Origin of the sequence: Enterococcus massiliensis (genome assembly GCF_001050095.1) — a bacterium.
GTDB classification, from domain to species: Bacteria; Bacillota; Bacilli; order Lactobacillales; family Enterococcaceae; genus Enterococcus_C; species Enterococcus_C songbeiensis.
This window is the reverse complement of sequence record NZ_CVRN01000004.1, coordinates 123,633-146,762: the sequence shown is the minus strand read 5'-3', so window position 1 is coordinate 146,762 and position 23,130 is coordinate 123,633. Positions and strand designations below refer to the sequence as shown.

Genomic DNA, 23,130 nt, shown 5'->3' with positions numbered 1-23,130 from the left:
GAGAATGAACATTTTTAAGGGTTCATTGGGTCAGGCACTTTTAGCTGCCGAAATCCACAATTTAAAATATAGTAATATCACACTAAAAAGTGTTTGTGATAGTTTGCAAGGATCAATAACTACAGTAGATGTAGCTTGCGAACAAGAGCCCGAGTTAGCAATGTTAGAATTACAAAAGCGTTTATCAAAAATGATACAAGAATTACAGCAACAAGCTAGTGAGTGCTTGGAAATTGAAAAACAAATTAAGTCTGTAATTCCTAAGGAAATTTTTGAGAAATAAAAAGTCTGCCATCTCCCCCGCTAAAGGATAAATGACAGACATTCCTATATAAGTAGCAGACGGCAATCTGCTACTTTCATTATAAGAGTAGTGAAAGGTAGTATGCAACTATGAAAAATTCAAATATGATTTCAAAAGATGAATTAATCGAGATGGGATTTAAGAAACATCAAGCTGAAACGATTATTCGGCAAGCTAAAATTTTAATGGTAAATGACGGGTTCAGCTACTATAATGGAAAGCGAGTGGCGGTAGCCCCTCGTTTCAAAGTGGCTGAGATAATAGGTGTTCCTTTATCAACGGAGGAATAACTATGTCAAAAACAAAATATCCTTGCGTATACCAAGATAAAAACGGTCGAATTTACTATCTAGTTGAGTTAGGAACAGACCAAGTAACAGGTAAGAGGATTCAGAAGAAGGGAACAAAAGATTCGCTAGGCAAACGATTTTCATCAGCTCGTGAAGCACATAAAGAAGTTATGCGTATCAAAAATGAATACATGTTACTGAATGGCTATGCTAACTATGAGCTAACTTATAAGGAATTTATGGAAAAATTCTATACTGCTCATTATAAAGCAAGTGTTCAAAAAAGTACGTGGAACTCAAGAGAATGCGGATTGACTCAAATTACAGATTTCTTTGCAGAAAAGAAACTTCGTGATATTAGTGTTCGTGACTGTGAGAATTATCGAATTTGGTTACTAAACGAGAGTGGTTATTCACAAGCTTATAGCTCTCTTATGTACGGTATGTTCCGTAAAACGCTTGATTATGCCGTTACTCTCCAGTTCTTAAATGAAAATATCTCCAAGAGAACTAAGGCAATTCCAAAAGGCAAAGCCATTGTTCCTTATTGGACGAAAGAAGAGTTTGAAAAAGTTTTAGCAAAAATCTATAAGCATGACTTTTATGAACATATGTGTTTCGTCTTGATTTGGCTATATTATATGACTGGAATTCGGGTAAGTGAAGGCCTAGCGCTGAATTGGAATGATGTCGATTTTAAGCGGAAAAAGCTAAGAATTCACCACACTTTGGAAATGACTAATCAAGAAAACTTCATTCGAAAGCCTTACACGAAAACTGAAAGTGGCCTGAGAATTATTTCATTAGACGATGATACAATTCAAGTTCTCCAAGAGTGGAAGAAAGTTCAAAAGAAACATGGTGTAGAACAATTTATTCTTAGCTACACTGACCTACCGCTCTATCGGTCTACTGTTCAGAGAATCATTCAACGCTACGCTAAATTAGCTAAAGTTCCAATAATCCAAGGAAAAGGATTACGTCATTCTCACGTCAGTTACTTAATCAATGAGTTCAATGCAGACATTCTGGTTGTATCTCAACGGTTGGGACACTCTAGCCCAGAAATCACTCTAAAGCACTATGCTCATCTGTGGAGTCGAAATGATGAAAGCATCGCTGAACAAATGACTGGGAATATCAGTTTTACCTATGCTAATAAATCGAGCGTTGCAAACTTTAACGGAAATCAAGCAGTAAAAATTTAACCCTACCATTTTCCTACCTAAATGAAGAATATGCTGAAAGAAAGCTGATATAACAGCATTTATACGAAGCTACTTACATTGAGTGGGAATAAAAAGTACATGTAAATTGAACCCGGAATGTTGATTTAACGGCATTTTCGGAAGATACAAAGGATACGATTGGCGGGGGAATTATTACGTTCCCCGCCAGAATCCCCGCCAAGTTTGGGCCGATTTAGGGCCGAGCTGGCGGGGATATTTTTGTGCGACGTCTTACAGTCAGCGGCATATTAGGTAAGAGTGTGAAATTTTCTTCGCCGTCCTATCTAGACGATGAAATCTTGTTGTGCTATGCTGTACACAATCAAGGGCTCTTATGATGTAATTACGGACAACTTGTTCGCTATAATTATTTCAAAGGAGTCTTTTATTATGCCTATTAAATCTTCCAATCGATATTCACCTGAATTTAAGTCCCCAATTTTAAAGTCAAGTGCAACGATGATAACGAATCCTTGATAGTGGTCTAGGCTGTTACGCCATGCATCGGTAGTAATCGCATGGGCGAAGATAGTTCAGAATACGTCTTGGACGATGGTTCAGTGCGGATTGGACTGCTTGAATTTCAACCAGGGTAACTGCTCTGAGAGACTTCCCTTTCGGGAAGAATTCCCTAAGCAGTCCATTGGCGTTCTCGTTTGTGCCACGCTCCCAAGGCGAGTACGGATGTGCGAAGTAAATCTGGGTTCCAACAATCTCTGATAACTTGGCAAACTCGGAACCATTGTCAAAAGTGATACTCTCAAACTCCTTGGCCCCGTAGTCGTCGATCGTGTCCTGCAAGGCTTTAAGGCAGGTGCCCGCATGATAGTCAGGAATCTTGACGATGATCTCAGTCCGGCTGTACCGTTCTGTGAGCGTCATTAATGCTGGCTCATCAGCTAAGCGAATACCTTTGACCAAGTCGCCTTCCCAATGTCCCACGCCTGTGCGGTCATTCACGGCCGCAGGACGCAACTCGATTGAGTCGCCGTATATCTTCTTATTCTTGCGCTTGTGGGCGCTCTTATAGCCTTTGATGCGGCGTCGGAGCTTCTTGGGAAGTGTCATGTTGTCTAGCTCAAGCAGCCCGGCGTCGATGTAGCGATACACAGTTGTCGTTGAAGGGCAAGCCTTGCCCTGGTCGCGATAGAAGTGTACGAAGCTATCAACGCTGTGTACGCGCGGCTTACGAGTAAGCTCCCTGGCGAGAGCCTTGAAGAACGCACGGCCGGTCTTAAGAAAGGCGTAGTGACCGGTTCTATCGCGTTTACGGTCGTGCATGGCTTGGGCAGTTTCCGCAAGATAGACTTGATGCGAGTGACACTTCGAGTCGAGCTGAGTTACAGATCCACGCGTGATTTCTCGTGAGATTGTCGCTTTACTGCGATGAAGCTTCTGTGCAATCACGGTCGCGGTGTCACCAGCAGCCCGAAGGGCCTGAATTGTAGCACGGTCGCTAAAACTGAGTTGTTGGTAATGCTTGTGGGTGTTAGTCTGAGAGTGGGTCATGAAGATTCCTGCTTTCTTGTTTAGCTAGCACTAACAAGAATAGGTCTTCATGGCCTTTTTGGTCTAGTCGTCAGGGTGTTGCACTTGAATTGTAAACTGGGGACCTGAATTTAAGTCATCTATCGTGTCATTACACAAAAAAGGGCGCTCTTCTAATTCCTTAGCTAAGGAATACAACGTTAGTGTCTCCACTGTTACTAAATGGATTAACCAAGCTGATCCCAATAATACCCAGGTCCTTTCGGACCATGAACGAGCCCTAATCAAGGAAAACCGCCGACTTAAGGAGGAACTTGATATTTTAAAACGAGCAGCGGTGCTGTTGGCAAAAAACTAATAGCTAAAGGACGAGCAGTCGTTTTAGAAATTGTCCAAGCTAATTTGCAAGCAAAGCACCGCATTACTCATATTTTAAGAATGCTAAAGATTCCCCGTTCCACCTATTACAGTTATCGTCATTGGCAACCCAGTAAAACTGCCTGCCGACATCAATTAATCAAAAAACAGTTATTATCACTTTGGTTAAAATATCCCATGTATGGTTATCCTAGATTAACGGTAGCGCTCTACCAAATGCTTGGTTTAAAAGTCAGTCAATGGCTGGTCTACCGCTTGATGAAAGAATTAGGGATACGATCGCGGATGGTCAGAAAGATCAGTAAACCGAAAACCCACACTGAGTATCCGCAACGGCCCAATCTGATTAAAGACTTAGCTGATCAGACCAGGGTACTCGTAACCGATATTACCTACATTCCGCTTCAACGTTCATGGCTCTATTTAGCCAGTGTTTATAATCCGACCACCCGGCGGGTGATCGCTTATAATATCGGATCTGAGATGACCCAGGAACTGGCTACTGCACCAATTAAAACTATTTTAAAGCGTTCAGATCAACCAGTCATCATTCATAGCGATATGGGAAGTCAATACACCAGTGCCTTATTTGAAAGCACTCTGGCTAAAGCTGGTATTAAACATTCTTATTCCCGCCAAGGATGTCCGGGAGATAATGCCCGGATCGAGAGTTTTCACTCACTTTTAAAACGCGAATATGTGAATAACCACTCCTTTAAAAATGTTCATGAAGCTATTGCTGGTATTGATCGCTATATACGCTGGTACAATCAGGACCGTATTTCGTCAGTCGCGTAGCGACTAAGTCTTTATAAGTAGGGCTGAGAAAAAATAATCTTTTTTCGGCTTTTTTGGCATACCCCTAAATCTGTCAGTTCACCATTTTCAACGTAGCACCAATGATTCTCTAAAGATAGTTAGTTGTACCACTGACTATTCGCATTTATTTGTCCGAAATCTTGACATAAGAACCTTATTACCAAGGCGTCAAAGTTGTATCAAATTAACTACAAAGTTACTGGGGATTCGTCATTTACGGCAGCCTAGTTCAGCATTCACTAGCACAACGGGTTGTGGTTATGTTATTATGCGTATATAAATAAACATTTTTTAGTAGAGGTGACAATATGTTTTTAGCTTGGAATGAAATAAAACATGCTAAATTAAGATATAGCTTGGTAATGGGCGTAATGTTCTTAATCGCCTATTTGGTGTTTTTCTTGACAGGACTTGCTTATGGACTTGCACAAGACAATCGAACAGCTATTGATAAATGGCAGGCAGATACGATTTTATTGAGTAAAGAAGCCAATTCAAATTTAAATATGTCAATGATTGCCAGAAAGGAATTAGACAATGTAGATGCCAAAAATAAAGCCTTACTTGCACAAACACCTGGCGTAATCGTTGACAATTCTTCAGAAGATAATGAAAAAATTGACGTTAGTTTTTTTGGGATTGAGGCAGACAGCTTCTTAGCACCTAAAATAGTTGAGGGAAAGATGTTTGCTTCAAATGATGAAGTGGTTGCTGATAGTAGTGTGAAGGAGCAATACGGCATTAAAATAGGTGATGAGCTTTCGCTTTCGGGGAATGAAAAAAAGCTCACAGTAGTTGGTTTTACAGAAAATGCAAAATTTAGCGTTTCACCAGTGTTATACACGAGCATTAACGCGTTTCAAGAAATTCGCTTTGAAAAAGAGGATACGAGTGAGAATGCGCGAATCAACGGCATTGTGATTAGGGGACCTCTTGCCGCATATCCTGATGATTTAGAAAAAATTTCAGTGGGCAATTTCATCAATGATTTACCAGGGTACAGTGCACAAGTACTTACTTTTGGCTTTATGATTGGGTTTCTTATTGTTATTGCGGCAATTGTTATTGGTATTTTTGTGTATGTCTTGACCATGCAAAAGCAAAAAATATTTGGCGTCATGAAGGCACAAGGAATTTCGAGCGGCTACATTGCTAAATCTGTCATTGTTCAAACATTCTTATTGGCTTTTGTGGGTGTTGTAATAGGTGCTTTAACAAGTATTTTGACATCTTTTCTATTGCCAGCCGCGGTTCCGTATCAAAATAATTACTTATTTTTGATAGGTGTTAGTATTTTGATGCTATTGTTCGCAGTTTCAGGTGCGTTATTCTCAGTTAGGACGATTGTAAAGATCGATCCTCTAAAGGCGATAGGTTAGGAGTGATAGTGTGAGCGCAATAGAATTCATTGATGTTAAAAAACAGTTCAAAGACGGCGACACAACAATCGAAGCATTAAAAACAACAAATTTCAAAGTTGAAAAAGGCGAATTTGTCGCAATAATTGGCCCTTCTGGTTCAGGAAAAAGTACCTTTCTTACGCTTGCAGGGGGACTACAGTCACCTACTGAGGGTCAAGTTAAAATCAACGGTGAAAACTTTAGTGAAGAAAAAGAAAAAACGCGGGCCAAGTTGAGGTTTAAAAAAATTGGCTTTATCTTGCAAGCTTCAAATTTGATTCCGTTTTTAAGTGTCGAAAATCAGCTGAAATTGGTCGATAAAATTAGTAGCAAGGAACAGCACTTATCGAAAGATAAATTATTTGATCAACTAGGAGTTTCTAAGTTGGTAAAAAAATATCCAGAGGAATTGTCAGGCGGAGAACGTCAGCGTGTGGCGATTGCACGTGCGTTATATAATGATCCTACAATTATTTTGGCAGATGAACCAACCGCTAGCTTGGACTCAGAACGAGCTTTTGAAGTTGTAGAAATTTTGGCTAAAGAATCAAAGGAAAAAAACAAAGCGATCATCATGGTGACACACGATATTCGCTTGGTTCAGTACTGTGACCGGATTATTGAAATTAGAGATGGGCTGATGGTTGAAAAAGATGCGGAAAAAATAAAGCAAAAATATGCCCGTGAAGAAGACAATGAAAATTAGAAAAAATAAAAACTATGCACGACAGATAACTTTCCAAACTAGAATTGTTGGATTAAGCAAATCAGTGTCGTGGATAGTTTTTTATTGATTTAACCACTCATCTATTCGGTGTGTTGATTCTGTGTATATAGTAAAACCCGTTGTGCTAGTTAATTTTAAAAACGACCAAGTGAATATCTAAGTGTTCCAGAAACGCTGACCTGCGCCTTTTTCAGCATAAAGCTATAGGTCAATAGAATTGCTTCTAAACGTGCTTCAAACCCCGCCAGAGATCGATTTTTAAAGTTTTGAACACCTATTAAACTTAAACTGGAAATAACGGTTTCTACTTTCTTCCGAAATTTCCTTAATAAGCTGTTGTCGATAGTATCATTTGCTTTCTGATTTTTCTTTGAAGGAGTCCATAAATCTACGCCGATGGCGTGACAAGCCTGCTTCAATTTTGTACTAACGTAGCCTTTATCCGCCAATGGCTCTTATGATGTAATTACGGACAACTTGTTCGCTATAATTATTTCAAAGGAGTCTTTTATTATGCCTATTAAATCTTCCAATCGATATTCACCTGAATTTAAGTCATCTATCGTGTCATTACACAAAAAAGGGCGCTCTTCTAATTCCTTAGCTAAGGAATACAACGTTAGTGTCTCCACTGTTACTAAATGGATTAACCAAGCTGATCCCAATAATACCCAGGTCCTTTCGGACCATGAACGAGCCCTAATCAAGGAAAACCGCCGACTTAAGGAGGAACTTGATATTTTAAAACGAGCAGCGGTGCTGTTGGCAAAAAACTAATAGCTAAAGGACGAGCAGTCGTTTTAGAAATTGTCCAAGCTAATTTGCAAGCAAAGCACCGCATTACTCATATTTTAAGAATGCTAAAGATTCCCCGTTCCACCTATTACAGTTATCGTCATTGGCAACCCAGTAAAACTGCCTGCCGACATCAATTAATCAAAAAACAGTTATTATCACTTTGGTTAAAATATCCCATGTATGGTTATCCTAGATTAACGGTAGCGCTCTACCAAATGCTTGGTTTAAAAGTCAGTCAATGGCTGGTCTACCGCTTGATGAAAGAATTAGGGATACGATCGCGGATGGTCAGAAAGATCAGTAAACCGAAAACCCACACTGAGTATCCGCAACGGCCCAATCTGATTAAAGACTTAGCTGATCAGACCAGGGTACTCGTAACCGATATTACCTACATTCCGCTTCAACGTTCATGGCTCTATTTAGCCAGTGTTTATAATCCGACCACCCGGCGGGTGATCGCTTATAATATCGGATCTGAGATGACCCAGGAACTGGCTACTGCACCAATTAAAACTATTTTAAAGCGTTCAGATCAACCAGTCATCATTCATAGCGATATGGGAAGTCAATACACCAGTGCCTTATTTGAAAGCACTCTGGCTAAAGCTGGTATTAAACATTCTTATTCCCGCCAAGGATGTCCGGGAGATAATGCCCGGATCGAGAGTTTTCACTCACTTTTAAAACGCGAATATGTGAATAACCACTCCTTTAAAAATGTTCATGAAGCTATTGCTGGTATTGATCGCTATATACGCTGGTACAATCAGGACCGTATTTCGTCAGTCGCGTAGCGACTAAGTCTTTATAAGTAGGGCTGAGAAAAAATAATCTTTTTTCGGCTTTTTTGGCATACCCCTAAATCTGTCAGTTCACCATTTTCAACGTAGCACCAATGATTCTCTAAAGATAGTTAGTGGTACCACTGACTATTCGCATTTATTTGTCCGAAATCTTGACATAACAACCCGCAATATGAACCATTTGCTCACTGTAAACCATTATCTTTGTGTCTGTACCATGACTCTAGTTGCCATGGTGTACAGGCCTTTTTTGTTACATGTGTCTTGTTTCAGCGGAAATCGTGTAAAATGGCTCGTCATTTTGCACCATGCAGCTGATATTGTTAGCGAGTGAATTTTCATAGCATGGCTTCGGGGCAGTAGTCACGTAATTCGGTAATGAACATTAAGATCCCGTTACAGTTCAACTTTCAGTTTCAAAACGCGTCCTACAAACCGTCTGTATATGTTGAGAGCGAAAGTTCTCACAGACCTTCCGGAAGGGTCTTGCAACGTACGCCGCCGTGCGCGGCGTGCAGCGCGAAAGCCGCTAGCGCGAGCGGTGGCGGTCAGCGTTAGCCGGCCGCCACAAGCCCCCGGTCTCTAATAGGGGGGCAAATATTAGAGACAAAATACACGTAAGTAGGACGAAAGCGCCGGTGGCAAGCCACTTTGCGTAAGCAGAAAGGCGGCTTTGCTGTCAGGTTGCTTCGAAAGGAGCTAACATGCTGAAAGATTTGAACTTAGTCGGCGGGATGACGAATACCGACTGGCTAAACCAGTTTCATGATGAGATGCGCACGTATAAGATTACTCAAGGTCAATTAGCGAAGACGGCTGATTACAGTCGATCACATCTGAATCAGTTGCTGACAGGGAGGAATCCGATTAACAAGCAAGCACGATTGCGGTTGACGTTAGCGCTGCGGTCACTGACCGGCCAGAACAACATTGACGTATGTATTGATTACTTGGGCGTCACATTCAAGTCGCACGACTATGAGGAACTGGTGACGGAATTGTTCCAGATCAACCCGAATCACTTCAACCTTAAGGAAGGAGCGCGATACGGGTACGCGGCGACCTTGAAATGCGGTGAGATTGACGTGCTACTGTCGCCATATCAAGATGTGAATGCAGACGGTTATGATCCAAGCGAAGACAGCGGCACGATGATTGAGCTGAAAGGTCAGGGTTGCCGCTACGTTGAATCTTATTTGCGCCAGCAGGATCGCACCTGGTACGACTTCTTGGAGACCTGCATTGCGCTTGATGGTCACTTCACCCGCGTTGACCTTGCTATCAATGATCGTAATGGTCTGCTCGATGTGCCGACCTTGATTGAGAAGTGTGACCGCGATGAATTCACCTCGCGTTTTCATGGTTTTCGTGATAATCGCACCAAGCAGTGGGAGGTATCCGGCAGAACTTTGTATCTGGGGTCGCCGCAAAGTGAAGTTTACTTCTGTATTTACGACAAAGCCTTTGAGCAACACCAGAAGCACCCTGAGATTGCGATTGAAGACCAGCCGATACGCACGCGCTTTGAAGTCCGGCTACGTCGCAAGCGCGCCGCTGCGGCAATTAAGAACCTGTTGGCAGAGCGTGATCCAGAGAAAGTTGTGTTCGGCATCATCAACCGTTATTTGCGATTCTTGACGCCGAGCCACAAAGCCAAAAGTCAGTGGGCGACAGATCCGCGTTGGGATGCTTTCATCGGCAATTATCGCGACAAGCTGCGGTTATCTACTAATCCTGAACCATTGAGTTACGCGCACATTACCCGCTGGCTGAAGAAACAGGTCGCGCCGTCACTGAAGATGTTGCAGCTGATTGATCAATACAATGGCACCACCGAGCTGAAGGCGATTATTGACGGCGGCAAGCTGACGCAACGGCACTGGGATTTAATTCACCACTATCAGCACCACCGCAATGGCGTTTTGACGGATGCAGCACCAAGTGAGATATCAAAAAAGAGTGACTACGCCGACCAAAGCAAGTAGCCACCCTTCACAGATAAGATATGGGTTCTATCTGGTTTGATTATCTCACTTCAATCAACGAGAAGGAAGTGACGTAATTGGATAAGAGTTTTGTCTGCTATCAAGATCTGATGGCATTAGGCTTCAAGCAGCACACCGCGCGCGATATCATTAGACAAGCGAAGCAAAGGATGGTACAAAAGGGTTATCCCTTGTATCTCAACCGAAACTTAGGGCGCGTGCCGCGTTCTGTCGTTGAGTCCATTCTCGGATCACCGATGAATGGAGCTGTTGAGAATGAGTAAAACCAAATATCCAGGCGTATTCATAGACGCCAAAGGTAACTTCTACTATGAAACCGAGTTAGGTACCGACAAGATGAGTGGCAAGCGCGTCCGCAAGAAAGGGCGGAAGGACAGTCAAGGAATGCCATTCAGTACCGCGTTTGCTGCAAACAAGGAGCTGACACGGGTAAAACGTGAATATCATGAGGCGCATGGATTTACGAACTTCCGCATGACTTACCGCCAATTCATGAAGGACGCGTATATCCCAGCGTACAAAACTGACGTGGAGGAAAGCACCTTTGCCGTCCGTAATCGCAGCTTTGACATCTGTATTGCACGGTTTGGCGACCAGTTGCTGCGCGATATCGACATCACTGACGTGCAGAACTTCCGCACGTGGTTGCTCACGGATGAGAAAGACGGTGGTGCGGGCTACTCGCAAGGCTATGCTGGATTAGTGTTCGGCTGTTTCCGCAAGTCCCTTGACCACGCGGTACAGATGCAGTACCTGTCCAGCAATGTGTCAAAGCGAGTTAAGGCGATTCCTAAGGCCAAGAGCAGTGTGCCGTTTTGGACGAAAGCTGAGTTTGAACAAGTTATCGCGCAAATCTGCATTGATGATGTATACGGGCACCTGAACTTCGTGATGTTGTGGCTGTACTTCCTGACTGGCGTGCGGGTCAATGAAGGAACTGCGCTGTGGTGGCGGGATGTTGATCTCGCCAAGAAGCAGCTACACGTTGACCACATGCTGGTGATGAAGAACCGGCATGACTGGGAACGCCACGACTACACGAAGACGGACAGCGGCAAGCGGATCTTGACGCTCGATGATGACACTGTGGCGATTCTGCGGCGATGGCGCGAGATACAGACGAGTTTCGGGCTGGGTGGGATTGATGACTTCATCATGACCTATGACGGCTTGCCGATGACCAAGTCGACGATTTCGCGGATTATCCACCGCTACGCCAAGTTGGCGCAGGTGCACCCGGTCGAAGGCAAAGGGCTGCGCCACAGTCACGCGTCGTATCTCATCAATGAGTTCAACGTCTCGGTGCTGGTGTTGTCAAAGCGCTTAGGCCACTCGTCACCTGAGATTACGCTCAAGCACTACTCGCACTTGTGGGGCGGGCTGGATGCTGACATCGCCGAACAGATTGCAGGCAACATCACGATCAAAACGGCGGGTCAGAATCAGGTGCGGTTCGTGGGGAATCAGGCTGTTAAGTACGATCAATTAAGCCCCGCCAAACTCCCCGCCAAAATGGCAGTCGAGGCATAGAAAACTAGTGATGACGCGGGTTAGCGCCGCTGAAGATACGCTTGAGTGGGAATAAAATCCTAATATAATAAGATAGTTTCCTACCAAAAGGGCTACAAATCTACTCCATACTTCCCCGAGAACAATTATTCGTCTTTTTGAAAAAATCATGGTAAAATCCTGACAAGTTAAAAATAAAAAACCATCTATTTTAGATAGAGATCAAAGGAGGTCAATTAGTTTGAAAAAAATCGGATTTTTAAGTTTTGGTCATTGGATGAACCAAGGATCACTTGTTAAAACGGCGCAAGATGCCTATTTGCAATCGATTGAATTAGCGGTTGAAGCAGAAAAAATCGGGATCGACGGTGCGTATTACCGGGTCCATCATTTCGCTCCGCAAATCGGTTCTCCTTTTCCGCTGCTTTCAGCAATCGGTGCAAAAACCAGCAAAATCGAAATTGGAACAGGACTTATCGATATGCGTTATGAAAATCCTGCCTACATGGCGGAAAATGCTGGATTGACGGATATTATTACACAAGGAAGAGTCCAATTAGGGGTAGGTCGTGGTTCACCAGAGCAAGTTCTGGACGGTTGGAAATATTTTGGCTATGACTACAGTGAAGAAGAAATCAAAGAAATCACTCGTGAACGAACCCTTGAATTTTTGAAATTGATTGAAGGAAAACCATTTGCGGAACCCAATCCACAGCCAATGTTCCCACAAGGATCTGGAAAATTACGTATCGAACCTTATTCAGAAGGCTTGCGTCAACGAATTTGGTGGGGTGCTGGTTCGCAACAAACTGCTGTTTGGGCCGCACAACAGGGAATGAATTTACAATCTCCTACGTTAGTAAACTATGAATCCAACGAACCGTTCCATATTCAACAAGCCAAGCAACTGCGGGCATATAAAGAAGCATGGAAACAAGCGGGACATGATTTTGAACCAAGAACCCTTGTGACCCGCTCCATTCAGCCAATTACAACAGATTTGGATCGTCGCTTATTCGGTCAAGATGGACAACCTCAACAAGATCAAGTGGGTTATCTGGCTTATCATCGAAACCCAACAATCTTTGGCAAAACCTTTGCCGGAGAACCTGACAAACTGGTTAAAGAATTGGCAGAAGATGAAGCAATCAAAGAAGCAGATACCGTTCTGATTACTATTCCAAATACCTTGGGAGTAGAATATAACATTCATTTGCTGGAAACTCTTGTAAAAGAAGTTGCACCTGATTTAGGCTGGCGCTAAAAACCGGGAATGCTCCGCAAACAAGCCTCCTGCACCACTATTTTGTTGGTGCAGGAGGCTTGTTTTTTAACAGAATATTGATTCTTCATTTTTAAACCGCCAAATGACACAAATTTCCTTCTTTGCTGTACAGTAGAAGTAGTTTCAAATCAAAAACTGGAGGGAATTCCATGAAAATTTTTGTAGTAGGTGGTTCTGGTCGGGTAGCAGCCGACTTGATTACTGCGCTGAAAGAACAAGGCCATGAGGTGATTGCTGGTGCTCGTCATCCAGAAAAAATCGTTTCTCAGGAAGTCACTGCTGTCCACTTGGATTTGCATGAATCTGTAGAAAAAATTGCCGAAATCATCGGGTCTGTAGACGTCATTTATTTTGTTGCCGGCTCTCGGGGAAATGATTTATTGCAAACAGATGCTTTTGGCGCAGTCAAAACCATGCAAGCCGCTGAAAAAAACGGTGTGTCTCGCTATATCATGCTTAGCTCGATTTTTTCCCTGCAACCGGAAGAATGGTATCGTGAAGGCTTAAAGCAGTTGATGGATTATAACATTGCCAAATTTTTTGCCGACAATTACCTAATCACCAACACTTCTTTGGATTACACCATTTTACAGCCTACAGGTCTGACCACTGAAAAAGGAACAGGAAAAATCCATATTGGTGAAGGTTCTGTATCGACGAATCCGATTCCTGATGTAGCCAAAACGCTTGCGGCAATCATCGACCATCCAAATACCAGCAAAAAAATAATCATGATGCGCAGTGGAGATACTCCAATCCATGATGCCTTAGCTCAGATCTAATTTTTAATACGAATCATAAAAAAATCCGAACATTGCAGAAAGCATGTTGTGCTTTTCTGCATCGTTCAGATTTTTTTCTTTATTTAGTCCTATCATGTTAGGACTTTTTTCCCCGACTTTTTTCCACCGGATATTTCTGTGCGTTCTTTTGCAATTTTTCTTCAATGATTTCATCGATATCAAAGTTGAGATTGTCCGCCATCATGTACGAATAAATCAGCACATCTGCCAGTTCCTCTTTTAAACGCTCTGGATTTTCTTTGGCTTCCTCTGAGGTTTTCCATTGAAACAATTCCAGTAATTCTGCTGCTTCCAAGGAGATAGAAAGGGCCAAATCTTTTTCATTGTGAAATTGCCGCCAGTCCCGTTCTTCGCGGAACTGATTAATTTTTTCCATGCTGTTCATTGTACTCATCTCTTTCTTTACTCTGTCAGATAATTTTCAACGATTTTTAGCGTTGGACCCTCCGCAACAAGATTCAATGAGGCTTTTTTCTCCTGTGAAGGTGGTGCAAAGCTACTGTCAGGTACCAGCAAAACGCCTAAACCGGCTCTTGTCGCAGCTGTTGCACCGATGATGGAATCCTCCACCGCAAGGGCTTCCGTGGGGTGTAATTGACTTTTTGCCAGAGCTGTCAGATACACGGTTGGTGCTGGTTTATGCTCCATCACTTCATCGCCAAAGGTCATTTCATCAAAATAGTTCAGCAAATCAAAGTGGGTCAGCAAATCCACCGCACGTTTTTTAACAGTTGACGTAGCCAACCCTACTGCTAAATTTTTTTGTTTACAAAAAGCAAGGGTTTCTGCTGCAAAGGGTTTTGCCTTTAAGGTGCCGCTTGCCAACTGACGGTAAATAAATTCTTCTCGTTTCCTGCGGATCTCAGGTACCTTTTCTTTGCCGACGATGGACGCAATATATGCTGCCGTCTGCAACCAGCTACGACCGCTCCAAGAATCAACTTCGGTTTCTGAGATTGGCAGATCATACTGCTTAAAGGTCCACAACCATCCCTCCCGATAAGTCTTTTCTGTATCGACAAGCAAGCCGTCCAAATCAAATATGATTCCCTTAATCACCAAATCCCTGCTTTCTGTTTTTCTATCGTTACTCTTTTTTTGAAACGGCATGCCCGCCGAATTCATTTCTTAAAGCGGCAACGACTTTTCCGGTAAAAGTATCTTCTTCCAATGAACGGTAACGCATCATCAATGAGGTTGCAATGACCGGCATTGCTACTTCTCGCTTCAAGGCTTCTTCGACGGTCCATTTGCCTTCGCCGGAAGAATACATGATTCCTTTGATCTCATCCAGCTGACCATCTTTTTGGAAGGCATTCGCGGCAAGTTCCATCAACCAGCTGCGAATAACTGATCCATGGTTCCACATTTCAGCTACTTTTTCGTTGTTATAATTGTAGGGGCTGTGTTGCAATAAATCAAACCCTTCCCCGATTGCCTGCATCATACCATATTCAATTCCATTATGAACCATTTTCAGGTAATGACCACTACCGGAAGGTCCAGTATACAAATAGCCTTTTTCAGCGGCAATTTTTTTAAATAAGGGTTCAATTACAGGAAAAATCTCTGCTGGCCCACCAATCATGAAATTGCCGTCCTTCAAAGCGCCCGCCATCCCGCCGGAGGAACCAACATCGAAGAAATGGATTTGTTTTGCTGCCAATTCTTCTCCTCTTTTGATGGAATCCTCATAAAAAGAATTTCCTCCATCGATCAAAATATCTCCCGGTTGCAAAAGATCCCCCAATTTTTTTACGGTTTCTTGTGTTGGGGCACCCGCTGGGATCATCACCCAAATGATTCTAGGTGCTGACAGTTTCGCTACCAGCGTTTGAAAATCTTTTGCTGGTTCTGCGCCTAATTGTTCCGCTTCCTCAACAGCCTTTGCAGTAACATCGTAAGCCACTACCTCTACTTGATTGTGCAACATATTCTGGGTCAAATGCAACCCCATTTTTCCTAAACCGATCATCCCTATTTTCATAACTAGTCTCCTTCCCTTTTTTTATTCACTCTCAGTATATGTAATTTATTTACAAAATACAAGTGCAATTATGTATATTTTTTACATATACGTTTTATTTTGTTGTAACTCGTGGTATGATAGGCTTAATAAAAGTCCTTCTATACCTGTTCCAGTCACTTTTTGGTAACAAAAGAAAGAATCAGACTTGAAAATTCAGTGGAAAATAAGAGGAGGAGAACGAATGGGCGCCGCATTTCGAAGCCGTATTAAAAGTTACTATGATGATCTCAGCAAAGGAGATCAGCGATTAGCTGATTACCTTTTAGAAAATTCTAAAGAATCCAGCCGCTACTCCATTCAAGAATTAGCGGAAGCAACCGCCTTATCTACGGCTACGATTTCACGTTTCGCAAAAAAAGTCGGCTACCAGAATTTTCAAGAGTTGAAGCTGACCCTGAATCAAGCCGGAGAAGAAAAAAATGATTTCTTTTTATCCCTGACTGCAGAGGATTCTTATCTGACAATTGCTGAAAAAACCTGCCAAACCAATATTCATTCCATTGAAGCCACTCAGGCGATGTTAACTGAAAAAGATTTACAAAAAACTATGGCAATTTTGTTACAATCAACCACCTGCGGCTTTTTTGGGATGGGGGGCTCTGCTGTCGTTGCGCTAAATGCCTACCATAAATTTTTGCGGATGCCGATTCATTGCTTCCATCACGAAGATTTTCATATTCAATTAATGCAAGCCGCCAAAATGACCAAAGAAGATTGTGCATTAGTCATTTCCCACACCGGACGCAACAAGGATACTATGGAGTTGATGGCTGTTTTGAAAAAAAATGGCGTACCAATCATCGGCATCACCAGCTATGCCGGCTCTCCCGTTGCCCAAGCCAGTGATGTTGCCTTGATTTCAATCTCGGAAGAAACCTTCTACCGTCCCGAAGCAATTTCTTCTGTCGTCTCTCAACTGAGTATTATTGACACACTCTTTTTGATTTATGGAATCAAAATGAAAAGCGCCGCTAAAGAAACCATCAACGAAATCCGCGAAGTCATTCAAGACACGCGGATGTAAAAAAGAGCCGAAATTAAAACGAACCCTAAGAGTTAGATTTTTGGTCTGACTCTTGGGGTTCGCTGTTTTCTATAAAGATTCCTTCCCAATAATCACTTCATAAGGAGCAAGAAGTAATTCTCTTGGTAACTCTGTTTGCTTTTCTGCATCAATCAGTGAACGTGTAATCTCAATCGATTGAATTTCTGTCGAGAAGTTCATAAAAAAGTGATAGCTGGCTGTTTTACTGTAGCGGCTTTGTATGGATACCACAGGTGACATTCGTTTGATCAACGTATTTTTCAATTGTAGTTTCTCAATAAGGTCCTCATAAAAAGCTCTAAGAAAATCGGTATTCGTTCGAGCCGCCAAATAATACGTATCGCCCTTCCCAAAAGCGTGCGTAACTACTGCTGGGGTTCCTTCATAAAATTCTTCATGATACCGTCCCAAAACCTGAGCCTCTTTAATAGCTAAAATAGCTGAATAATCCTTTGTTTGATACATTTTCCCCTGATAATCCAACATATTATGCTCATTTTCGTATAAAGTGTCTAATTCTAAAACATCGATTCCAAATAACGCTTGGAGTTTTTTTGGTAGTCCACCTAAATAAACAAGATCTGTTTCATTGACCATTCCTGTAAAATAACTTGCTATCAAAGTTCCTCCTGCAGCAACATACTCCTGCAATTTTGTCATCGTTTCACCAGTCATCAAATACAACATTGGAGCAATCACTAAATCATACTTAGAAAAATCTTGCGTGACGGAAAGAATATCAACAGAGATATCTTTTTCCCAAAAAATAGAATAGTGTTCTTGCAGTGTTTGGGGGTAACGGCGTGTAGGTCGACCAAAGCCGCCACCACGTTTCAACGCCCAATTGCTCTCCCAGTCAAAAAGGATTGCCACTTTCGATTTTTTTGTTGTACCTTTGACTTCACTCAGTTTTTCCAATCGTTTTCCATATTCGGAAACCTCTTGAAAAACTCTATTTTTTGCAGAACCATCATGCCCAACGACTCCACCATGAAATTTTTCTGAATTTCCACGTGATTGTCGCCATTGAAAATACAAAGTACTGTCTGACCCATGGGCAATTTGCTGCATGGCGCTCAAAATGTGCATGCCTGGTCGTTTTGATTTGTTGAATGGGTGTGAATTAACTTCACTCGGTGTTGATTCCATCACTAAAAATGGTTGTTGTTTCAACGACCAGTATTGATCATGAACATAAGCTGATTTCATTGCCGTTTTTTCTAGTGACTCATAATTATTGTGCCAATCAGGATAACTATCCCAACTGACGATATCTACGTACTTAGAAAACTTTCCATAATCCAATCCTTCTAGTGGAATGAAGTCACGTGTGTCATACCCTTCTGCCATAAAGTTCGTTGTTACCGGTATATTTGGTGTTATCTCCCGTAGTGGTTCAATTTCTGCTTGATAGAAATCAATCGTCCTATCCGTAACAAATCGTTTCCAATCTAAATCCATTCCATGAACTTTATGTTCCCCCAAAGGAGAAGGTGGTAAAACTTGTGCCCAATCTGAATACGTGCTTCCCCAAAAGGACATCAACCATGCCTGATTGATTGCTTCAAGAGAGCCATATTTTTTCTGCAACCACTTACGCCAGCTTTCCTGACAATAGGGACAGAAACATTCTCCAGAGTATTCATTGGATACGTGCCACATAGAAAGCGCAGGATGAGAACCATAGCGTTCTGCTAATTTTCGGTTAATTCGTTGAACTTTTTCCCGATAAATAGGCGAAGAATAGCAATGATTGTGTCGAAACCCATGAGTATGCTTTTGTCCCAATGCATCGGTACGATTCACTTCTGGATACGCCTGACTTAACCATTGGGGACGTCCGCCACTCGGAGTTGCCAAAATAATATTTCCACCAAATTCAGAAACCTGATCAAAAATTTCATCCATCCAATCAAAACAAAATTTACCTTCTTTTGGCTCTAGGGCACTCCAAGCAAATACTCCTAGTGTAACCGTGTTGACATGCGCCTGTTGCATCAGCTCGATGTCCTTTTTTAAAATATCCGGATAATCGAGCCATTGATCGGGATTATAGTCGCCGCCATGCAATAAACGATGATCAAGATCAAATCTGACCATTTTATTTTCCTCCCGCTACTTTACTAATTCAATTTGATAAATATAGGATTGAAAGTCTCCCTTGACTTGTGCTTGTTCATGATTTGCTCCGTTAAATTGATACGGTTCTCGAATACCGATCTCCCTTAATACTTGACCGCTAAGTACCTTTCCGTTTACTTGATACTTTTTGTGAGGATTCAAGAAAGGTAGTGGTAAAAAGGCATCTGCTGTTGCATTTGGTTTTGCCAATATACGGTAAAATCCTACAATAGCTTTTCCTTTTTTATGATCGTAAACAGCCCAAGCTACTTCATTTTTATCTCCCGTATTTAGTTGATAGAAAGTGCCAAAAGTCAGCAATTCACGATGTTCCCGATAAAACGCGATCCGGGTACGAATCTCCTGTCCTTCTTCTTGTGAAAGTTTTGTGATATCAAGTTCATACCCTAAAGGACCAAACATTGCGACGTCTTGACGCATTTTTAATGAGGTATTTCGCAAAACTTGATGGTTCGGACTAGCAGAAACATGATTACTAAAAGAGGACAATGGATAAGCCAGCAGTGTTCCCGTTTGAATGGCTAAACGTTCGACTGCATCGCTATCATCGCTTGGCCAAATTTGCGGACTATAAAAAAGAATCCCCAGATCATACCTGCCACCACCACCTGCGCAACCTTCAATCAAGATAGCGGGAAAATCAGTTAGAATTTTGGTGTATAATGCATAGACGCCCAAAATATAGCGATGGAAAAATTCTGTTTGATCAACCTTGTTTTGCTCAAGATACATCGAATAGGCTTCTGTAATATTGCGATTCATATCCCATTTTATATAGTCTAATTTCGTAGCCTGAATAATCTCCTTCATTTGTTTATAAATCGCTTCGACAACTTCCGGATTGGCAAAATCCAACACATATTGTCCACGACCAATCGAAATTCTCTCAAATGGATGTCTTACGACCCACTCTGGATGATTTTGATACAATTGGCTGTCGGGAGAAATCATCTCTGGTTCAAACCAAATACCCAATTGTAGATCTAACTCATGAATTTCAGCAGCAAAAGCCGCAATTCCTTTTGGAAATTTTCGTTTATCTACTACCCAATCTCCGAGAGAACTACGATCATCATCTCGCTTACCAAACCAACCGTCATCTACTACAAAACATTCCATCCCAAGTTTTTTTCCTGCTTTGGCTAGAGAAACCAGTTTATCATGGGTAAAATCAAAATACGTTGCCTCCCAATTATTGAAAACAATCGGACGCGGTTTTTCTAACCACTGCGGATCAATCACGTGTTGTTCAATAAATGCTGCTGATTCTTGCGCCAAGCCGTTTAGCCCATTATTCGAATATGAAAGCATCGCTTCCGGTGTTTCGAATTCTCCTCCAGGCACCAATTTCCAAGAAAAATAATTTGGTTGAATGCCTAACAACAAACGGGTATTTCCCCATTCATCCACCTCTGCTTGACCTAGGAAGTTCCCGGAGTAAATAAGATGTGCACCATAAACAGCACCTTGATTGATGGAACTATTTTTTTCTTGCAAGGCGATAAAAGGATTGTGCTGATGCCCGGAAGCCCCCTTCAAAGAAGAAATCGCAACGGTCCCTTGTGCCAATGAATGTCGGGTCAAATGTCGTTCTTTCAGCCATGCGCCTGCGAGGTGCAAGAATTCATAATTGTCTGTCGGCAATTCTAAAACACCGCTCATCATTCGTTGAACTGTTCTGTCTACATTTCCCAAATTCTTAATGACCTGATTTTTAACAATCACACCACTATTCTCAAAAATCGTATAATTAAGCATCAATACTAGGCGTCGTTCTTCGTCAATCAATCGTAATTGGATCGTTTCAGCTTTTCCTTTGTCAGCAAAGGTGGCGGGTTTTGCTAATACTCGTTTTTTCTCATCCGTTATCTGATAGTCACAATAGCGAAAATCCACATACAACGGCGTAGTATTTTCGGTAATCTCAATTGCGCCTTCCCTAAAATCACTACTGCCGTACACTGGGTATTCTTGCAAGTGATCGGCTAAAGTAAATTGTCCATTTTCTTCTGAAAATTTGACCGTTCCGGCTGACTTGTTCTTTTTTTGTGAAAGATAGAAAAGGTCTGTCTCGGAAAGTTCACCGAGGGATTTTCCAAAATACAGATGTCCGATTTGATGATTTGGCATGACATAAAACAAGTAGCTTATCTTGTCATTTTTTAAGTGAAAATATCGATTGTCTGTTACTGTAATCATTCTCTTTACCTCGTCCTTTTGTTTCTTATCAAACAACGGTCAAGGTCAGTGATTTTCTTGACAGAGCTGTTCAATGTATTGCATTCTTTTTTTTATTCCATGATTATAAATGACTTTGTAAAAAATACTTATAAAAAGAAAACTGAATTGATACCTCGGTTGGTTGAATTCATTGCGTTCTGAATAGCGCACCTCCGCTTTTTCTTTCCCCTGAGAAAATTCATATGTCTGCAAAATAGTTCCTTTGTCATAACTAGTTTCCAGTTGAAGACATTTATCAGGTACTAGCTCAGTGATTCGCATCGCTGCTGGAACAGGTAATTTTTCGGTTTTTGTAAAAATATCATGCTGAATTTCTGATCCTTTCTCCAGTTGGGAAACTGAAGGATCTTTACTTTGAAAAAATTTTTGTTGTTCAGCCAACAGGACTTGATACATTTCTGCCGCAGTTACTTTCGTTTTGAATTTAAAACTCAAGGTATCAATTCTCATCTTCAATTCCTCACTATCTAATTTGTTTCTGCTTGATTTTCAAGTGCTTGAGCTTTTTCCTCTTTCAAATATTCACGATCCATTACCAGCAAGAAAGGTATCCAGATCAAAGTCATTACAACTACTGTTACTAATTGTAAAATCGCTCCCGCAATCGAACCGGTACCTAACCAGCCAGATAAAAAGACGGGTGTCGTCCAAACAACTGTTGCGCCGATTGGTCTTGGAACTAACCCAATGGCAATTGCAAAGTAAGAAATTGCTGTACTTACTAATGGACTGACAATCCACGGAATAAAGGCAATTGGATTTAATACGATTGGCAAACCAAATGTCATTGGTTCAGAAACATTGAAAACAGCTGGTGCAATAATTGTCTTCATCAGTTTTTTCATACGAATCGAACGGGCGATGAAAAATGCCATAGTAACTGAAATACCTAATTGTAATCCTTGATTGACAAATACACCCATGAAAGTTGTATTGATGATATGAGGCAATTGTTCTGCCCCGTTTTTGTAGGCTTCATAATTTTCAATTGCTAGCGCACTCATGATTGGATCGATGACTGCATTCACAACTAATGTCCCATGAATCCCAAACCACCAGAAAAATTGCGTAAAGAAGACTGCTATTAGAACAGCTGGTAACGTTCCGCCTAATCCCATCAATGGTTTTTGTAAAAGTTCATAAACAAAATCAACTGCATTTCCCCATGTTGTAAAAGTAAACAAGTAACGAACGACGTTAAAAAGAAATAACGGTGCAGCACCGGGAATGATTGCAACAAAAGACTCGGAAATCATTGGCGGTACAGAATCCGGCATTTTGATAGTTAATCCAGCAGCACTGATTTTACAATAAATTTCTGTAGCAATAATCGCAGTTAGAATACCAACAAACATTCCTTCCGCTCCTAGCTTAGCAACTGGAATAAATGTACCCATGCTTTCATCTTGACCAAATGGCAACAGTAAAATGAATGAAGACAGTGAAATAGCACCCGCAAAAATTTGCGATTGCTTATAATGTCCTGCCAATTGATACCCAATCCCATAAACAATAAAAACGGCAGAAATACTCATTGTTGCATTACCTATTGGACCAAAGAAATCATTTAGGAAGGTATTCACTGCATCCGGCAAATATTTTGCAAAGCCAAATGTCGTTGGTAAATTCTGGATAATGATCATGATCGAAGCAAACATTGTAGCTGGAAACGCCATCATAAAACCGTCCCGCAAACTTAGCAAATATTTATTGTTTGCGATAATCTGTGCAACCGGAACCATTTTTTCTGATAATTTGTCAATAAATTTCATCGTGTGATTCTCCTTTTTTGTATTGCAAACGTTTACGATTTCATTATATTTGTTTAGTT

General features: G+C 41.6%; 21 protein-coding genes and 1 pseudogene. 13 read left to right on the top strand and 9 right to left on the bottom strand.

Annotated elements, in window-relative coordinates:
* Window positions 1–4 precede the first annotated feature (4 nt).
* The 3 genes from BN1875_RS02460 to BN1875_RS02450 all read left to right on the top strand — a co-directional run bounded on the left by BN1875_RS02460 (window position 5) and on the right by BN1875_RS02450 (window position 1,802).
* On the top strand, window positions 5–283 hold the full coding sequence (locus BN1875_RS02460; protein WP_048603276.1) for a hypothetical protein: 279 nt from the start codon (window positions 5–7) through the stop codon (window positions 281–283).
* Window positions 284–393: 110 nt separating this feature from the next.
* Window positions 394–594 carry a DUF3173 family protein gene (locus tag BN1875_RS02455; protein WP_048603275.1) on the top strand — a complete coding sequence of 67 codons (201 nt, stop codon included), beginning with the start codon at window positions 394–396 and terminating at the stop codon, window positions 592–594.
* A 2-nt stretch (window positions 595–596) separates the two neighbouring features.
* Complete coding sequence (locus tag BN1875_RS02450) at window positions 597–1,802, top strand: tyrosine-type recombinase/integrase (RefSeq protein WP_048603274.1); 1,206 nt, start codon at window positions 597–599, stop codon at window positions 1,800–1,802.
* A 513-nt stretch (window positions 1,803–2,315) separates the two neighbouring features.
* On the opposite strand, the gene BN1875_RS02445 is transcribed toward BN1875_RS02450, so the two are convergent.
* A complete protein-coding gene (locus BN1875_RS02445) occupies window positions 2,316–3,332 on the bottom strand; it encodes an IS30 family transposase (RefSeq protein ID WP_048603273.1) in 1,017 nt (338 codons plus the stop codon).
* Window positions 3,333–3,420: 88 nt separating this feature from the next.
* Here BN1875_RS02445 and BN1875_RS02440 point away from each other — a divergent pair.
* The 3 genes from BN1875_RS02440 (at window position 3,421) to BN1875_RS02430 (ending at window position 6,614) form a co-directional block, all read left to right on the top strand.
* A protein-coding gene (locus BN1875_RS02440) for an IS3 family transposase (protein ID WP_147570562.1) occupies window positions 3,421–4,487 on the top strand; the annotation gives its coding sequence in 2 pieces (ribosomal slippage) (window positions 3,421–3,634 and window positions 3,634–4,487; 1,068 coding nt in all).
* Between the two features lie 329 nt (window positions 4,488–4,816).
* The gene (locus BN1875_RS02435) at window positions 4,817–5,887 is read left to right on the top strand and encodes an ABC transporter permease (RefSeq protein ID WP_048603272.1); all 1,071 of its coding nucleotides are present in this window, start codon (window positions 4,817–4,819) and stop codon (window positions 5,885–5,887) included.
* A 10-nt stretch (window positions 5,888–5,897) separates the two neighbouring features.
* A complete protein-coding gene (locus tag BN1875_RS02430) occupies window positions 5,898–6,614 on the top strand; it encodes an ABC transporter ATP-binding protein (RefSeq protein ID WP_048603271.1) in 717 nt (238 codons plus the stop codon).
* A gap of 155 nt (window positions 6,615–6,769) precedes the next feature.
* Here BN1875_RS02430 and BN1875_RS02425 read toward each other — a convergent pair.
* Window positions 6,770–7,084 (bottom strand): annotated as a pseudogene (locus BN1875_RS02425) (IS982 family transposase); the annotation flags it as partial.
* 64 nt (window positions 7,085–7,148) lie between these two features.
* On the opposite strand from BN1875_RS02425, the gene BN1875_RS02415 reads away from it, so the two are divergent.
* The 6 genes from BN1875_RS02415 to BN1875_RS02390 all read left to right on the top strand — a co-directional run bounded on the left by BN1875_RS02415 (window position 7,149) and on the right by BN1875_RS02390 (window position 13,821).
* Window positions 7,149–8,230 (top strand): IS3 family transposase gene (locus BN1875_RS02415; protein WP_147570561.1). Its coding sequence is split into 2 segments (ribosomal slippage): window positions 7,149–7,377 and window positions 7,377–8,230, totalling 1,083 coding nucleotides; the frame shifts between segments, so codons are not numbered across the junction.
* A 713-nt stretch (window positions 8,231–8,943) separates the two neighbouring features.
* Window positions 8,944–10,224: a replication initiation factor domain-containing protein gene (locus BN1875_RS02410; RefSeq protein ID WP_048603268.1), complete on the top strand. Its 1,281-nt coding sequence runs from the start codon at window positions 8,944–8,946 to the stop codon at window positions 10,222–10,224.
* Window positions 10,225–10,301: 77 nt separating this feature from the next.
* Window positions 10,302–10,508: a DUF3173 domain-containing protein gene (locus BN1875_RS02405; protein ID WP_003575700.1), complete on the top strand. Its 207-nt coding sequence runs from the start codon at window positions 10,302–10,304 to the stop codon at window positions 10,506–10,508.
* Window positions 10,501–11,775, top strand: a complete 1,275-nt coding sequence (locus tag BN1875_RS02400; protein ID WP_082147222.1) for a tyrosine-type recombinase/integrase — start codon at window positions 10,501–10,503, stop codon at window positions 11,773–11,775. Before BN1875_RS02405 ends, BN1875_RS02400 begins: the two co-directional genes overlap by 8 nt.
* A gap of 220 nt (window positions 11,776–11,995) precedes the next feature.
* Entirely contained in the window at window positions 11,996–13,018 is a 1,023-nt protein-coding gene (locus BN1875_RS02395) for an LLM class flavin-dependent oxidoreductase (RefSeq protein WP_048603266.1), read from the top strand.
* A gap of 170 nt (window positions 13,019–13,188) precedes the next feature.
* Complete coding sequence (locus BN1875_RS02390; RefSeq protein ID WP_048603265.1) at window positions 13,189–13,821, top strand: SDR family oxidoreductase; 633 nt, start codon at window positions 13,189–13,191, stop codon at window positions 13,819–13,821.
* Window positions 13,822–13,918: 97 nt separating this feature from the next.
* Here BN1875_RS02390 and BN1875_RS02385 read toward each other — a convergent pair whose 3' ends face one another.
* Genes BN1875_RS02385 through gnd form a run of 3 tightly spaced genes read right to left on the bottom strand, consistent with a single transcriptional unit; the run spans window position 13,919 to window position 15,829 of the window.
* Window positions 13,919–14,227 (bottom strand): nucleotide pyrophosphohydrolase, encoded by a 309-nt coding sequence (locus tag BN1875_RS02385; RefSeq protein WP_048603264.1) that lies wholly within the window; start codon window positions 14,225–14,227, stop codon window positions 13,919–13,921.
* Between the two features lie 17 nt (window positions 14,228–14,244).
* Window positions 14,245–14,898 (bottom strand): HAD family hydrolase, encoded by a 654-nt coding sequence (locus BN1875_RS02380; RefSeq protein ID WP_082147230.1) that lies wholly within the window; start codon window positions 14,896–14,898, stop codon window positions 14,245–14,247.
* A gap of 31 nt (window positions 14,899–14,929) precedes the next feature.
* A complete protein-coding gene (gene gnd / locus BN1875_RS02375; RefSeq protein WP_048603262.1) occupies window positions 14,930–15,829 on the bottom strand; it encodes a phosphogluconate dehydrogenase (NAD(+)-dependent, decarboxylating) in 900 nt (299 codons plus the stop codon).
* Between the two features lie 223 nt (window positions 15,830–16,052).
* Between gnd and BN1875_RS02370 the strand changes: the two genes are divergently transcribed.
* Entirely contained in the window at window positions 16,053–16,895 is an 843-nt protein-coding gene (locus tag BN1875_RS02370) for a MurR/RpiR family transcriptional regulator (RefSeq protein WP_048603261.1), read from the top strand.
* A gap of 69 nt (window positions 16,896–16,964) precedes the next feature.
* Here the strand turns inward: BN1875_RS02370 and BN1875_RS02365 are convergent, their stop codons facing one another.
* Genes BN1875_RS02365 through BN1875_RS02350 form a run of 4 tightly spaced genes read right to left on the bottom strand, consistent with a single transcriptional unit; the run spans window position 16,965 to window position 23,071 of the window.
* Complete coding sequence (locus BN1875_RS02365; protein ID WP_048603260.1) at window positions 16,965–19,016, bottom strand: beta-galactosidase; 2,052 nt, start codon at window positions 19,014–19,016, stop codon at window positions 16,965–16,967.
* Window positions 19,017–19,031: 15 nt separating this feature from the next.
* Window positions 19,032–21,257 (bottom strand): alpha-galactosidase, encoded by a 2,226-nt coding sequence (locus tag BN1875_RS02360; protein ID WP_048603259.1) that lies wholly within the window; start codon window positions 21,255–21,257, stop codon window positions 19,032–19,034.
* Window positions 21,258–21,302: 45 nt separating this feature from the next.
* Window positions 21,303–21,749: a DUF3284 domain-containing protein gene (locus BN1875_RS02355; RefSeq protein ID WP_048603258.1), complete on the bottom strand. Its 447-nt coding sequence runs from the start codon at window positions 21,747–21,749 to the stop codon at window positions 21,303–21,305.
* 17 nt (window positions 21,750–21,766) lie between these two features.
* Window positions 21,767–23,071 carry a PTS sugar transporter subunit IIC gene (locus tag BN1875_RS02350; protein ID WP_048603257.1) on the bottom strand — a complete coding sequence of 435 codons (1,305 nt, stop codon included), beginning with the start codon at window positions 23,069–23,071 and terminating at the stop codon, window positions 21,767–21,769.
* Window positions 23,072–23,130: the final 59 nt, after the last annotated feature.

Coding starts and splice junctions, on each gene's coding strand:
- gnd (WP_048603262.1), bottom strand. CDS start 15,829: ATGAAAATAGGGATGATCGGTTTAGGAAAAATGGGGTTGCATTTGACC.
- BN1875_RS02350 (WP_048603257.1), bottom strand. CDS start 23,071: ATGAAATTTATTGACAAATTATCAGAAAAAATGGTTCCGGTTGCACAG.
- BN1875_RS02370 (WP_048603261.1), top strand. CDS start 16,053: ATGGGCGCCGCATTTCGAAGCCGTATTAAAAGTTACTATGATGATCTC.
- BN1875_RS02365 (WP_048603260.1), bottom strand. CDS start 19,016: ATGGTCAGATTTGATCTTGATCATCGTTTATTGCATGGCGGCGACTAT.
- BN1875_RS02450 (WP_048603274.1), top strand. CDS start 597: ATGTCAAAAACAAAATATCCTTGCGTATACCAAGATAAAAACGGTCGA.
- BN1875_RS02360 (WP_048603259.1), bottom strand. CDS start 21,257: ATGATTACAGTAACAGACAATCGATATTTTCACTTAAAAAATGACAAG.
- BN1875_RS02385 (WP_048603264.1), bottom strand. CDS start 14,227: ATGAACAGCATGGAAAAAATTAATCAGTTCCGCGAAGAACGGGACTGG.
- BN1875_RS02435 (WP_048603272.1), top strand. CDS start 4,817: ATGTTTTTAGCTTGGAATGAAATAAAACATGCTAAATTAAGATATAGC.
- BN1875_RS02455 (WP_048603275.1), top strand. CDS start 394: ATGAAAAATTCAAATATGATTTCAAAAGATGAATTAATCGAGATGGGA.
- BN1875_RS02410 (WP_048603268.1), top strand. CDS start 8,944: ATGCTGAAAGATTTGAACTTAGTCGGCGGGATGACGAATACCGACTGG.
- BN1875_RS02400 (WP_082147222.1), top strand. CDS start 10,501: ATGAGTAAAACCAAATATCCAGGCGTATTCATAGACGCCAAAGGTAAC.
- BN1875_RS02445 (WP_048603273.1), bottom strand. CDS start 3,332: ATGACCCACTCTCAGACTAACACCCACAAGCATTACCAACAACTCAGT.
- BN1875_RS02355 (WP_048603258.1), bottom strand. CDS start 21,749: ATGAGAATTGATACCTTGAGTTTTAAATTCAAAACGAAAGTAACTGCG.
- BN1875_RS02390 (WP_048603265.1), top strand. CDS start 13,189: ATGAAAATTTTTGTAGTAGGTGGTTCTGGTCGGGTAGCAGCCGACTTG.
- BN1875_RS02460 (WP_048603276.1), top strand. CDS start 5: ATGAACATTTTTAAGGGTTCATTGGGTCAGGCACTTTTAGCTGCCGAA.